Origin of the sequence: Sulfobacillus thermosulfidooxidans DSM 9293 (genome assembly GCF_900176145.1) — a bacterium.
In the GTDB taxonomy this organism is placed as follows: Bacteria; Bacillota; Sulfobacillia; order Sulfobacillales; family Sulfobacillaceae; genus Sulfobacillus; species Sulfobacillus thermosulfidooxidans.
The window spans coordinates 47,983-60,943 of record NZ_FWWY01000002.1 but is presented as its reverse complement, the minus strand read 5'-3'; the positions used below and the strand labels follow the sequence as shown (position 1 = coordinate 60,943).

The following is a 12,961-nucleotide window of genomic DNA, read 5'->3' as shown; positions in this document are numbered from 1 at the left end:
GGGGACAGGGGCGCAGTGACGCCCGGGCCCCTGTCCCCCAGTCCCAGCCCGTAGGGCTGATAGGATGTCCCAATGCGTATCCGCGTGAAAGAGATCGCAAATGTCCAAATTTGGGGGGCGGAATCGGATTCAAACCCAATCGACCGCCCAAACCCTCGGCACGGGCGGCGCGCGCTCGGTCACGGATACCTACTTTTAAGCCCCTTAAGAAGACGAGACAATCGCGATCTCTCCTGGTAGGATAATTATCAGTTTAGAGGAGAGAGTGTGCACGATGAGTCAAACCTATTCACCGGAATTCAAGCAACAGATTGTTCAAGAAGCTCAAGACACGCAAAATGCGACATTAGTCGCTCGTCGTCATCAACTGAGTCCATCCATGGTGCGTCGCTGGGTGCGTGAGGCGGTGAAGGCGGCCCACCATCCCCACGATCTCATGAGTCTGGTAGACGAAAATGACCGGTTAAAAAAATTACTCGGGGAAAAAGATCTGCAGATTGCCATGCTTCAAGATCTGCTGCAAAAAAAGGGGATCCGTCCGTGACAGAATTGTGTGAACACGTGATGGACTGGCATCGCCGCGCTCCCCAGGTGTCCCTTCGCCGATGGTGTGCGACGATTCGCCTTTCACGGGCCACCTTTTATGCGTGGCGTCATCGTCAACGCCATCCTGAACCGGATCGGCGCCATCAGGCGCCGGGTCGACCTCCGCGAGGATACAGCGTCACACAAAATGGCCAGAAAATCGCCGATGGCCAGATTATGGACTGGATTACCGATATTCTGACGACGGAGAATGCGGCTTATGGGTATCACAAAATCACATGGGTCTTGCGACGACGCTATCATCTACAGATTAGTTTCAAAAAGGTGTATCGCCTCCTTCGACAGTGGCACTTATTATGGCCTCAGCGAAAACGCCGCATCCGGCATCCGCGCCGGCTGGCGCGGAACCGCATCATCACGGCTCCCAACCAGCTCTGGCAAACGGACATTACCTATGTGTATATCGCGGGCGAGGATCGGTTTTTGTATCTCCAAGCCATTATCGATGTGTGTGACCGCATGATTATTGCCTACCACATGGGACTCCATTGTCAGGCGACGGATGTTGTGCGAACCTTAAAACACGCGGTGATGCAGCGTCAATCGGAATGGCAGACGCCTCCCGTTCTGCGGACCGACAATGGCCCCCAGTTTATCGCCGAGGCATTCGAAACGGCTTGTGCCGCCTATGGTCTGGAACATGAACGCATTCCGGTGGCCACGCCGAATAAAAACGCCTTTATTGAGTCGTGGCATGCTCAGTTGGAGCGCGAGTGTCTCACTCAAGAATTTGCCACATATGGCGAGGCCTATGCGGCCATAACGCGATGGATTGCCTTTTATAACCAAGATCGACTGCATGGGAGCCTAGAATTTTGGTCCCCGGCGACGATGCGACAACGAGTCGCTGGAGGGCAAGCGACCTGGATGCCCGTCAAAGTGTAGAAAAGCTAGCGACTTTTGCACTGGGGGACAGGGGCGAGGTGACGCCCTGGCCCCTGTCCCCCAGTCCCAGCCCGTAGGGCTGATAGGATGTCCCAATGCGTATCCGCGTGAAAGAGATCGCAAATGTCCAAAATTGGGGGGCGGAATCGAACGCGTGCAGGCAGCACAGGACCGGGCAGCCACCTTTGTGTTAATCACGAATCTGCCCTCCACGCCCTTTGATGCCCGCCGATTACTCGAAGAATACAAAGGGCAGACCGTCATTGAACAACGCTTTCGCTTTTTAAAAGATCCGACCTTTGTGGATGCGCTCTATGTGCAAAAGCCGGAACGGGTCGAGGCCTTAGGCTATGTGCTCTTGCTCGCCGCGTTGGTACTCAGCCTCATCGAACGCCGGGCGCGACAGGCCCCGCCCCTTCCCACGCCAACCCGCGGTCTATTGGCGCGGCCCACCGGGCAGGAAGTGTTACATCATCTGCGCGGACTGATTGTCATGCCCCTCGATGCCCAGACCCGTCAACTCTTTGTCCCGGCGGTTCACACCCAGCCGGTAGCGGCCATTTTGGCCGCATTGGGTTTCACAGACACGATTTACACGCAGGTGCCATCGAGACCCTCGGGATAAATTCCTCTGCTTTCACCCATCACGTGCGGAAGAGGAGTTGAATCTAGAAAAAGTTCGGAAGGCGCCACATGATAAATTTTTGCCCCGTTCTTCTGCCATTGTTGATCAAATTGTTGTATCACACGCATCACCGCATCCTCCTCCCGTCATTGATCGGTTGATGTGGGTTGATGCCGCTTTGGCCACCATTCATGAAAGGTTTGATCGGCCACGGCGGGCATATCGCGGGTTTCAAACCATCCCGCAAAGACTCCCGGTGCCGCATGCAGCGATTGGTGTTGGCCGGATAAGCGGGTGGCCAGGCGGGCAATACGAACCGAACGCCGATATCCGCCGGGAGTCGACCAAAAACGGGCCCAGGTTTTCATCGTCCAATCCCACAGGCCCGGCGTCATTTTACGTTGGACCTGGATACGGCGCAAATCAACAATATGTTGGGGTAAGTTGATCTCCATGGGGCACGCTTCTTGGCACGCATGGCAGAGCGTGCACAACGAAGAAGGCAACTCCGGCAACATCGCGAAATCTGTCAACAACGGGGTTTCGACGATGCCAATGGGACCCGGATACACACTGCCGTACGCATGGCCCCCCACTTCGCGAAAGACGGGGCAGACATTTAAACATGCGCCACACCGGATACAGCTCAACACATCCTCAAAGGCCGTATCCCGCAAAGCCATGCGCCCGTTGTCCACCAATATCACGTGCCACTGCATCGGACCATCGGCCGATCCCGCCTGTTTGGGCCCCTGCACGAGGGTCGTATACGACGAAAGATGACGGCCAATCCCACTCATCGCCGGTTGTTGAATCAGGTGAATTAAAGAGGCCCAGTCGCGGATCACTTTCTCGACGCCCACAATCGACACGAGAATCCGCGGCAGGGTGGTGACCATATCGGCATTCCCTTCATTGGTAATGAGAACCAGCGTCCCGGTTTCTGCGACCAAGAAATTCCCCCCCGTGACGCCCATATCGGCGGCCAGAAACTCCTGCCGTAATCGTTGCCGGGCATACGCCGTCAAATCGTGAATGTCATCGCTCCGGGGTGGCATCACCCCCTGCTGGGCCGCATCGTGTTCGAATAATTCATCGATTTGATGACGGTTCCGATGCGCGGCGGGTGCGAGGATATGAGAGGGTTTCTCGTGGGCTAATTGGATGATGTATTCCCCGAGATCGGTTTCCCGGACCACAATGCCTGCTTGCTCCAAGGCGCGGTTTAATTCAATTTCTTCGGTCACCATCGATTTACTCTTGATCACCAAACGGACCTGCTCATGGTGGGCAATGTTCAGAACACGATGAACGGCGTCGTGAGCATTCGCCGCAAGATAGGTTTGTCCGCCATGCTCTTCAATACGCGCTCGGAGTGTTGCGAGGAGTTCCGGGAGGTCGCGAATGGCTTGGCGCTTTTCTTGAACCGCCACAAGGCGAGCAGTTTCCAGCTCGGGATGTTGGCGGTACGCTTCCCGTTTGGCGACGGTAAAGCGCCGTGTCACAAAACCGATCGTGTTGCGCATCGTGTGATCGTGCAGAGCGAGCGTGCGCCTAAGTGCCCAGGGGCGATGATCATAAGGGAGTTGTCCCGCCATTTATTGGCCTCCCTTCAGTCCGGCCGCCTGAATCTGTTCCACGGACAGACGCTTTTGATCCGCCAAATCCACCAATTCCGCCACATGGCACGCGGGGAATTGTGAGCCTTGCCGGATGAGGCGGCCTTTCAGATGGAGAAGACATCCGAGATCCGCACTGGTCAAGCACAGGGCCCCCGTGCTCTCCCGTAATTGGTCGATGTGTTGCCATTTCTCATCCGCTAACGTGGTCGAGATCACGGGTTCTGTCACACTGTACGTCCCACCAAACCCACAACATTGCTCCGCATCGTCGGGTTCTAAGGCTTCGATGCCGTAATGTCCTAACATTTGTGCCGCATCCTGCGCACCCGGCAACAACCGGCGCATATGACAGCCCAAATGATAGGCGACAGGGATTGTCGGGGTGGTCGCGGGTGCCGACGGACAATGCTGGTTCAGCCACATCGACCATTCATGGAGACGTTCTCCTAATTGCACGGCCCGTTGTTTCCAGTGTTCGGCCACGTCTTCGGATTCGCCTTGTGCTAAGGCATCTTCATATAATAATTGCGGATAGGTCTGGATAACCATCGCGGCACACGACCCCGACAACGACACAATGTCCGGGGATTCACCGTGAGTGCCGGCTTCAAAAACCGTGAGGAAATGTCTCGCCAAGATGGCGGCCTCGTGGTGATAGCCCGCATTGTAGCTAAATTGACCACAACACGTTTGATTCTCGGGAAATTCGACGGAGACTTTTCGCCGTTCCAGCACATGCACCGCGGCAATCGCCGCTTTGGGGTGCATGAGATCCGCTAAGCATGTCACAAACAGTTGCACACGTTTCACGAACATATCATCCTTCTTTCCCTATCCCGCCTGAATGCGATACGAATCTCTGCTAACGATTATCTAATAACCAGTGTAAGATTTTGATAGTAAGGAGTTTTAATGTTTTTAGGAGTCTAATTGGTTCCGACATGCTAAGACGGCGCAGAGGAAACGTTACCCAAAGGCATTAAAATTTCTCGATTCAATTCGACGCCAAAACCCGGATTATCGGAAAGCTTCATGCGGCCATTATCGGGAATGGGTTCATTCAAAAGAAGCGGTGAAAACATTGGAACAACTTTAGTAGCATGTTTATGCATCATCAAAAACTCCGCAAACGGACTGCTGTTGCGCGTAATAACAAAGTGATAACTGTATACACTTGAACCATGCGGAATAACCCATACTCCATGGCTTTCTGCCACATCTGCTATTTTCACTAATTCCGTTATCCCCCCGCACCACGTTACATCCGGTTGAATAAAATCCGCTGCCGCATTATCTAATAATAATCGAAAACCCCAACGCGTCGCTTCGTGTTCTCCCGTGCTTACCAACATTTTCCTATTTAGCACTTGGCGCAATGCCTGATAAGACCAGATATCGTCAGGTGGAAAACATTCTTCAATCCACTTAACATGATACGGCATCATTGCTTCGGCTAATTGAATCGCATAGGGTAAATCCAATGCCATCCAGCAATCAAGCATCAACCAGAAGTCATCCCCAACATGCTCTCTCGCTTCACGAACCGCAGAAATATTCTTTCGCAATCCTTCTTCCCCAGATGCAGGCCCATATTGCAAGGGAAGTTTACCCCCAATAAAACCCAGTGTTTTGGCTACGTCAGGTCTTGGCCCGGTAGCATAAAATTGTAGCGAGTCACGTACGGCCCCTCCTAGCATGGCATAGACCGGTTCTTGACGAATATGCCCAAGCAAATCCCAAAGTGCCAAATCAATGGCCGATATGGCGTTCATGACTACACCTTTTCGGCCATAGTATAGCGTTGACCGATACATTTGGTCCCACATCATCTCAATATTCCACGGACTCTGCCCCACAATGAAACGTGACAAATGATGTTCGATAATCCACGAAGCGATCTGTCCGCCAGTACTCACGCCAAATCCAATACTTCCGTCACTCGCTTCAATTTCCACGACAATAGTTCCTAAAACATCAATGCCCCACGAAGACCGACGGGAACGATATTGTGGGTAAATGGACATGGGTGTCGCTATTTCTCCAACAATCCAGTGATCCGTATTCTGGGCATGATAGTCACCTCCCGCTTGCGATAACGTATAAGTTCGTAATTGAACAATTTTCAGGTTATTTTTCATCCGGAATAAATCCTCCTCATAAAACTCCATTTATGGCTTTTCACTGTAAATTCACAAACAATCCCCCATCTACCAATATGTCGGCTCCCGTAATATACCGTGCATCATCTGAAGCTAAAAAGGCCGCGACGCCAGCAATGTCATCCGGAGTCCCTAAACGTCCTAAGGGAATGCGGTTTACATCTCGTTCGAGAATTTTTTTATCCGCATAATGGTCTCGATTAATATCGGTTAGGATACTGCCGGGCAGAATGGAATTACATGTAATCCCATAAGGCCCCAGTACAATCGCCAACGATTGCATGAGGGATCGAATTCCCGCCTTCGTTGGGGTGTAATGGGTTTGTAATCCGCCTCCAACCAACGCAGAAATTGAACTGATGCTAATGATTCTTCCCCCGTGATGATGATCGCGCATGATTTTCGAGGCATATTGAGAACATAAGAACGCCCCCTTTAAATTAATGGCGTGCACACGGTCCCATAAGTCCTCTGTCACCTCAAACCAATCGACAAAGGGACAAATTCCGGCATTGTTAACTAAAATGTCTACCGTATGATATGTCTCCAGAGTTTCTCGAAACAGAAATTCTACCTCTGGGGAGCTTGAGACATCTGCTTTCACACTAATCGCCTCACCGCCGAATTTTTGAATATCCGACATTGTTTCAAGTGCTGCATCGTCATCTCCCGGATGATCAATGACGACTTTAGCCCCTTCCTGGGCCAGCCGTATGGCTATCGCACGCCCAATGCCGCGGGAGGCTCCGCTAACAACCGCCACTTTTCCTGTTAATGCCATGACTCGAACCCCTCTTCCCTGACACTCATGACTTTGTGTTCGCTTGTGGTGTCCCAATTTCATTTACCAATTCTCCCAGCCCTTCCACTGATACCGAAAGAGTTTCACCCGGTTTTAACCAATTCCTAGCATGGATGGGCTGTCCCAAAATCACTCCTTCAGGAGTGCCCGTAAATATCACGTCACCGGGATATAGCGTCATATAATGAGAAATGTAACTGATAAGATAACGGCAAGAAAAAATCATTTCGCGGGTGTTGGAATGCTGAACTATTTCCCCATTCCGCTTTCCTAGAATCTCTAAATTATCTGGATCATCAATATCTTCAGTCGTTACAACATAAGGACCCATAGGCGCAAATCCATCACAGCTCTTGCCCAATAACCATTGTCCCGTACGAAATTGCAGGTCGCGAGCCGAAATGTCATTGCCATTACAGTAACCGAATACATAATCCAAGGCTGTGTCTTCCGTTACGTGCGCACAAGTCCTGCCTATAATAAGAACGAGTTCAGCCTCGTAATCCATCTCTAGAGCATCCTGGGGTGGATGAATCAAATCGCCGGAAGCAACGACGGCGTTGGGATATTTCGAAAATAACACAGGATATTTCGGTATTTCCATTTGAGACTCTCGTGCGTGAGGACGATAATTAAGCCCCACGCATAGGATTTTCTTAGGATAAGGCACAGGAGCCAGTAATTTATCAATGGGTGTATCCAACACCAGTTGATCGCTGAGAGCTCTTTGGATCAGGTCTTGGCAATAATTAAATCGGTCCGCATCTTGCATCAATTGGTCCATGGTGAAAGGCTTGATTCTTTGGCCGTAATAGGCTGCTAAGTCAACAAACGATACATAGCCCCGTGAGGATACCCAAACAACCTCCTCGCCCCCTTTGACTATGGCACTGGCTAGTTTCATCCCTCATCCCCCTGTATGACCAGAATTAACATTCTATTAACATTCTTTAAATGCGACTCGACGTGAGCGCTTGATAATTAATCGCAGAGGTAAGCCAAAACCCTAAAATGTTAAGATGATTTTGGAGAATGGCGACCCATTGACTAATTCTTTAAACGCTGCAGGCCCTTCTTCGAGAGATCTCACATCGAGCCATTGACGGTCTACAGGAAGAAACTTTTGCGAATTAATTAAACTCACCGCACGGATAAATTCATCATCGGTATAGCAAAAGCTACCTCGCACTTCGAGTTCATCACGAACTATCTGATTTCCATCGAGATGGGTTAGGGCCTCATGAAGTCCAATCCAGACAGCTCGGCCTCCCCGAATGAGGGCATTCAAACTGTCCCGGCGAGTCGTCGACAACCCCACGGCATCTATCACACAATCAAAACTCTGGGGATGATTATCTGTTAACAAGGCACCCAGATTAGGAGCCATCTCAGTAGCACCCCATAGTTGGGAAATCTTTAAGCGTTCGTCATTAGGATCGACTACCGCAATGCGTTTAGCCCCCGATAAACCAAGTAAACGTACCGTCATAAGTCCTATGATTCCTGCACCGATGACTACAGCCGTATCCCCGACTTTTATACGGGCTAGCCCGACGGCTCTGACCGCACACGCCAACGGTTCAACCAGCGCACCGTCAATCGCGTCTTTTACCGCATAACACTGATTTGAAGGAACCAGAACACGCTCTGCGTAAGCACCCGGAAAATCGATTCCAATGATCCGCCGAGATTCACAACGTTGCCGTTCTCCCCGCAAGCAATGAATACATCTTCCACACGTCACCAGGGGATTGGCAGTGACTAAATCACCAATTTTGACGTTTGTTACCCCGTGACCTACCTCTTCAACCACCCCCGAAAACTCATGCCCCATGACTAACGGCGGTTTTCGAAGCTCATTGTGCCCCAAGTAACCCGAGAGCTCAGAGCCACAAATTCCTACACCAGCTACCCGTAATGCAATCCATCCCGGCTCCGGAACAGGTGCGGGGGCTGATAAAATGCTCATAGTCTCTTTAGCCGTCCATGTTAAAGTTTTCATCACTTTTCGCCCTCTCATTGAATTCACCGTGCCATTCTATTCTGTTGCAACGCTAATTACCCCTTGTGGAAACCTCGTCATAGTGGATGGATCGTACGGGGAAACGATTATATCGGCTTTTTCTCTCAGCATCTGGTAAGCAATGCGACATTCTTCCATGCTTTCTTGAATGCCAAGGGGATGATTGTTTTCAATATTTTCGTAGTAAAAAACGATGTCACTAAAAGCCACAAGGCCCCGAGCCGTGGGAACCATTACAGCTAAAGAACTCCGATGATGCGTTCCTACCCAAATTGTTCGAATGCCTGGTGCTACCTCATCCTGGTCTTCTAGCAGGCGTACTCGCCTTTTAGGCCATGCCTCAAAAAGAAGGTATTGTAACAACCGGTCTGGAACTGCCATATGCCTTCTTGGGTCAAAAAAGCGCGGCGCAAATAAATCGATCCATCCTTTACGCGATACACAGATCTGCGCATTGGGAAACTTATCAATATTTCCATTAGCGTAGGCTTGTAAAGGAGTCACAATGATGGTATCGACCTGTTCACACGATATTCCATGACGGCTGAGCACTGTTTCGATATGTTGAGATGGCTGAACCGTCATGTGGGCTTGATCACCTAACTCTTCACGCCAGACGCTGTTCATGTGTTCCAAATAATCTAAAGGCGGCCCCGTGTTCACTAAAATCGTACGCCCCTCACCGACTATTAAAAGAACATGTATCTTCAGCGGCAACCATTCTCCAAAACGAGCCATCCAAAATATCTCCGGCCCAGGAACCTTACCCAAATCGGCTACCTCTTCTACCCAAACATTGTACAAAGGCAACGCCTCCAGTTCTTACTTATGAACTATAGTTCGTTATATATTCTATTCGACATTATCGATATATTTCCTGCTTAAAAGATAAAAGTTTTGTCTTTATCGCCCTAGGGCTTTCGAACACATATGGTAAGATAACAATCACAAATTCGACCTGCCTTTTTAATATCTATATAAATGATTTCTTATAGGAGGTTAGCTTTGAATTCCGTAAAATCAGCACTCCGCGTCGCAGACATTTTAGAAATAGTATCCGCTCATCCTCCCGGTTTAACATTTTCGGAGCTGCTGGAAACAAGCCAATTACCCAAAAGCAGCCTACACGAATTATTGACAACAATGACCCAACAACGTCTTCTGACATATAATCACCTGACCAAGCGCTACAGTTTGGGCAGCAGAATATGGGAATGGGCATCAACATGGGCTCAAAGTCTTCAAATTGTTCCTGTCGCCTGGCCGTACTTACAAACTATTCGAAACGAGTTAAATGAAACCGTTCAATTAGCCATATTGGATCAAGGCAATGTTATGTATGTAGCCAAAGTTGAATCCAGCCATCCCTTACAATTAGCGTCTCATGTCGGAATCCGCCTTCCTGCCTATGCTACCGGCATTGGGCAAGCTATCTTGGCTGCACTGCCAAAAACCGACGTCACCCGCCTGTATCCCGATAAGTTACCCACTTATACGTCCCTCACCACCCCTACTTTGCAAAAATTATTAGACAAACTTGATGTCACTCGAATAGACGGGTATGCCACAGACTGGGGCGAATATTCCCCTGATATTCGTTGCGTCGCTGTTCCCATTTTGGGAATGAACAACCACGTCATGGCGGCCGTGAGTATTTCTGTCCCTAAAGACCGCTTTAGTTCCTCTCATCGAGATCGCATGGTCCAAACGATCACTCACTACAGCCGTCTCATTTCTCATGAATGTGGAGCCACAGACCCAGAAGCGTGGCGAACACCGCAATAAAATTTTCACAGTCTAATCATATAAGAAGGAATTGTGCGACTAATATCGAATATACTATGCGTAGTGTTGTGAACTTGTTTTCATATTTATGAACTCAATTGTAATTTACCTAAGGAGGCAGAGTCATGTCCCAATCAGCATTTACCAATATTGACGATTCTCAATTAACCGGGAAACATTGGTGGTGGACTGTTTTATCGGGCATGGGGGATTATTTGGATGCGGGATCCATCGTAGCCGGCGGTGTAGCTTTGTTGTTATGGATTAAATATTTTCATATGAGTCTATCCCTCGTCGGGCTCATTGCTGCATTCAGCTCCAATGGTATTTCTACCGCCGTAGGCGCTTTCGTTGCAGGATTTTTAGGTGACCGCTTTGGCCGAAAATTCATTTACAACATTGATTTGCTTCTTTACATGTTTGGGACCCTTCTCGTGATTTTTGCTTTAAGTCCCTTCATGTTAATCACCGGTTATCTTGTTATGGGTTTTGCAGTGGGAGCAGATGTTCCTACATCATGGTCTCTAATTGCCGAGTATGCTCCCAAAAGAGCACGCGGCAAATTGATGGGAATGACCAACATATTTTGGTATGTTGGTCCCATTGTCATTCTCTTACTAGCCTTGGCACTTAATCCCCTCGGGTTACTCGGCATGCGTCTTCTATTCGGAAGTCTATTCATTGTCGCCCTTGTCACTTATTTATTACGGCGATCACTCGTCGAGTCACCCCGCTGGGCGTATAGCCATGGGAAAACCGAAGAACTTCTGCAATTGGAAAAGGAAATTTCTGTCCCCCTCACCCCACAACCAGCGCCCTCCTCTAGAATGAGTTTCAAAGATTTATTTCAACGGCGAAACGTGAAAAGGTTACTGTTCATCACCCCAATTTATGTACTATGGGGCATACCGGCGGGCACATACGGATTCTTCTTCCCCTACATTTTTAAAACGATTGGCGCAACAAAGGCCACAACATCTGACCTTATGGAAATACTCTATTTTTTATTAGCCATTTTAGCGGTCGTGTTTGTCTTTATGCCCCTAAATGATCGCATTGACAGACGCGTGCTTTATGCTATTAGCTCGTTCTTATGTGCACTGGCCTTCTTTATCTTGTTATTTGCTCCCATATCCAATCCGTTTGTCGCGTATGCCAACGTTATCTTATTCGGTGTCGGACAAGGTATCGGTTTATGGCCGTTACAACGAATTTGGTCCGTTGAATTATTTCCTACTGAAATCCGCAATACTGCTCAAGGTTTCTTATGGTCAATTATGCGTCTCATATTAGGAATTTGGAGTTTTTATCTCCCGGTTGTTACGGCCGCTATTGGGGGCTTTAAGGCAATTGCCTTGATGATTACGCTCATGTTCACCTACAACCTCATCGTAGGTGGCGTATTTGGACCTCGAACAAGCGGGAAGACTCTAGAAGAAATTAATCACGTGAAATCTATGGCGTAAATACTTCACCGTTAATATGGAGGTGGAATCTGTGCAACGCGTGGGATTTGTCTTAAAGATTCATCCAGGAACCGAAATAGAGTATCGAGTTCGCCATCAGCATGTCTATCCAGAACTATTACAGGCGTTTCATGAGCGTCCTGTAGAGATGTGATTTCGGCGAACTTTGACCGTTGAAGAAAAAAATCCCCCTTTGGTACTGTTGAAGGTGCAGACCCAACACCAGACCAAGGAGGACTTATAGATGCATTCTACATCGACAATTGATCAACGCAAAGCGGCGGTCCAAGGCGCCGTGATTGGAGGGGTGGACGTGGCCCAAGGCTGGCATTACATCCAGTGGCTGTTTCCCAACGGGTTGTCGGCTGGAAAGCCCGTGCGGTTTGCCAATACCCGCAGCGGGTTCGAGTCGATGTGGGCCTGCCGCCCGGTCGGGCAGCGCCTCGTCGTGGGACTCGAATCAACCGGCCCCTACTGGATGCCCCTGGCGCACTGGTTGCGCCAACAACCCGGCGTGACCGTCGTCTTAGTCAATCCATTACACACGCACAAGCTCAAAGAAGTCGACGACCACACGCCCTCGAAAAACGACGCCAAGGATGCCGGGATTATTGCCCGGGCAGTCGCCGAGGGGCGGTACATGCACTGGACGCCGCGTGAGGGAGTCTGGAGCGAGCTGGCCACGTTGTCCGTGACCCGACGCCAGCAGAAGGCGGACGTTGTCCGCTGGCAGAATCGCATTCAGGGGTGGATTGATGTCTATGCCCCGGAATTTCGGCGGATCTTCAAAGCCTGGGATGGCATGGCGGCCCTGTGGGTGCTGGACACCGTGCCCTTGCCGGCTGACGTGTTGGGGTATCCCTTCGAGGACTTGGTCATGGGCTTGCTGGAGGCATCCCATCATCGGGTCGGCCCCAAACGGGCGGCGGCCTTAATGGAGGTTGTCCCAAGCTTCGTGGAATTTCGCTAGCGCATCCTTTCTCGTGAT

The 12,961-nt window shown here is 49.9% G+C and carries 13 protein-coding genes and 1 pseudogene; 7 read left to right on the top strand and 7 right to left on the bottom strand.

Translation table 11 applies throughout. The annotated features are described in order from the left end of the window. Positions 1 to 274: 274 nt before the first annotated feature. The 3 genes and pseudogenes from B8987_RS18055 to B8987_RS18045 all read left to right on the top strand — a co-directional run. Positions 275 to 544, top strand: a complete 270-nt coding sequence (locus B8987_RS18055) for a transposase (protein ID WP_084662002.1) — start codon at positions 275 to 277, stop codon at positions 542 to 544. Next, complete coding sequence (locus tag B8987_RS18050; RefSeq protein ID WP_084662000.1) at positions 541 to 1,491, top strand: IS3 family transposase; 951 nt, start codon at positions 541 to 543, stop codon at positions 1,489 to 1,491. The genes B8987_RS18055 and B8987_RS18050 overlap by 4 nt, the downstream gene beginning before the upstream one ends. A gap of 55 nt (positions 1,492 to 1,546) precedes the next feature. Next, positions 1,547 to 2,116: pseudogene (locus B8987_RS18045) on the top strand (transposase); the annotation flags it as partial. Positions 2,117 to 2,262: 146 nt separating this feature from the next. Here the strand turns inward: B8987_RS18045 and B8987_RS18040 are convergent. The 7 genes from B8987_RS18040 to B8987_RS18010 all read right to left on the bottom strand — a co-directional run bounded on the left by B8987_RS18040 (position 2,263) and on the right by B8987_RS18010 (position 9,526). Beyond that, entirely contained in the window at positions 2,263 to 3,714 is a 1,452-nt protein-coding gene (locus B8987_RS18040) for a lactate utilization protein B (protein ID WP_084661998.1), read from the bottom strand. Next, the gene (locus B8987_RS18035; RefSeq protein ID WP_242940716.1) at positions 3,715 to 4,548 is read right to left on the bottom strand and encodes a (Fe-S)-binding protein; all 834 of its coding nucleotides are present in this window, start codon (positions 4,546 to 4,548) and stop codon (positions 3,715 to 3,717) included. A gap of 134 nt (positions 4,549 to 4,682) precedes the next feature. Beyond that, a complete protein-coding gene (gene rhmD / locus B8987_RS18030; RefSeq protein WP_084661994.1) occupies positions 4,683 to 5,876 on the bottom strand; it encodes an L-rhamnonate dehydratase in 1,194 nt (397 codons plus the stop codon). 40 nt (positions 5,877 to 5,916) lie between these two features. Further along, positions 5,917 to 6,678: an SDR family NAD(P)-dependent oxidoreductase gene (locus B8987_RS18025; protein WP_020374180.1), complete on the bottom strand. Its 762-nt coding sequence runs from the start codon at positions 6,676 to 6,678 to the stop codon at positions 5,917 to 5,919. Between the two features lie 25 nt (positions 6,679 to 6,703). Then, positions 6,704 to 7,603, bottom strand: a complete 900-nt coding sequence (locus tag B8987_RS18020) for a fumarylacetoacetate hydrolase family protein (protein WP_084661992.1) — start codon at positions 7,601 to 7,603, stop codon at positions 6,704 to 6,706. Between the two features lie 102 nt (positions 7,604 to 7,705). Next, positions 7,706 to 8,701, bottom strand: a complete 996-nt coding sequence (locus tag B8987_RS18015; protein WP_242940728.1) for a 2-dehydro-3-deoxy-L-rhamnonate dehydrogenase — start codon at positions 8,699 to 8,701, stop codon at positions 7,706 to 7,708. Between the two features lie 36 nt (positions 8,702 to 8,737). Next, positions 8,738 to 9,526, bottom strand: a complete 789-nt coding sequence (locus tag B8987_RS18010) for an MBL fold metallo-hydrolase (protein ID WP_084661989.1) — start codon at positions 9,524 to 9,526, stop codon at positions 8,738 to 8,740. Between the two features lie 201 nt (positions 9,527 to 9,727). Between B8987_RS18010 and B8987_RS18005 the strand changes: the two genes are divergently transcribed. From B8987_RS18005 to B8987_RS17995, 4 genes are all read left to right on the top strand, one after another. After that, positions 9,728 to 10,507, top strand: coding sequence for an IclR family transcriptional regulator (locus tag B8987_RS18005; protein WP_176213282.1), 780 nt, complete (start codon positions 9,728 to 9,730; stop codon positions 10,505 to 10,507). 125 nt (positions 10,508 to 10,632) lie between these two features. Continuing rightward, on the top strand, positions 10,633 to 11,973 hold the full coding sequence (locus B8987_RS18000) for an MFS transporter (RefSeq protein WP_084661985.1): 1,341 nt from the start codon (positions 10,633 to 10,635) through the stop codon (positions 11,971 to 11,973). A gap of 31 nt (positions 11,974 to 12,004) precedes the next feature. Continuing rightward, the gene (locus B8987_RS19485; protein ID WP_176213281.1) at positions 12,005 to 12,127 is read left to right on the top strand and encodes an L-rhamnose mutarotase; all 123 of its coding nucleotides are present in this window, start codon (positions 12,005 to 12,007) and stop codon (positions 12,125 to 12,127) included. Between the two features lie 90 nt (positions 12,128 to 12,217). Further along, positions 12,218 to 12,943 (top strand): IS110 family transposase, encoded by a 726-nt coding sequence (locus B8987_RS17995; protein ID WP_242940715.1) that lies wholly within the window; start codon positions 12,218 to 12,220, stop codon positions 12,941 to 12,943. The last annotated feature ends 18 nt before the right edge of the window (positions 12,944 to 12,961 follow it).

Excerpts from the sequence above, each read along its gene's own strand:
- B8987_RS18055 (WP_084662002.1), top strand. The coding sequence starts at position 275 with ATGAGTCAAACCTATTCACCGGAATTCAAGCAACAGATTGTTCAAGAA.
- B8987_RS18040 (WP_084661998.1), bottom strand. The coding sequence starts at position 3,714 with ATGGCGGGACAACTCCCTTATGATCATCGCCCCTGGGCACTTAGGCGC.
- rhmD (WP_084661994.1), bottom strand. The coding sequence starts at position 5,876 with ATGAAAAATAACCTGAAAATTGTTCAATTACGAACTTATACGTTATCG.
- B8987_RS18025 (WP_020374180.1), bottom strand. The coding sequence starts at position 6,678 with ATGGCATTAACAGGAAAAGTGGCGGTTGTTAGCGGAGCCTCCCGCGGC.
- B8987_RS18020 (WP_084661992.1), bottom strand. The coding sequence starts at position 7,603 with ATGAAACTAGCCAGTGCCATAGTCAAAGGGGGCGAGGAGGTTGTTTGG.
- B8987_RS18015 (WP_242940728.1), bottom strand. The coding sequence starts at position 8,701 with ATGAAAACTTTAACATGGACGGCTAAAGAGACTATGAGCATTTTATCA.
- B8987_RS18000 (WP_084661985.1), top strand. The coding sequence starts at position 10,633 with ATGTCCCAATCAGCATTTACCAATATTGACGATTCTCAATTAACCGGG.
- B8987_RS17995 (WP_242940715.1), top strand. The coding sequence starts at position 12,218 with ATGCATTCTACATCGACAATTGATCAACGCAAAGCGGCGGTCCAAGGC.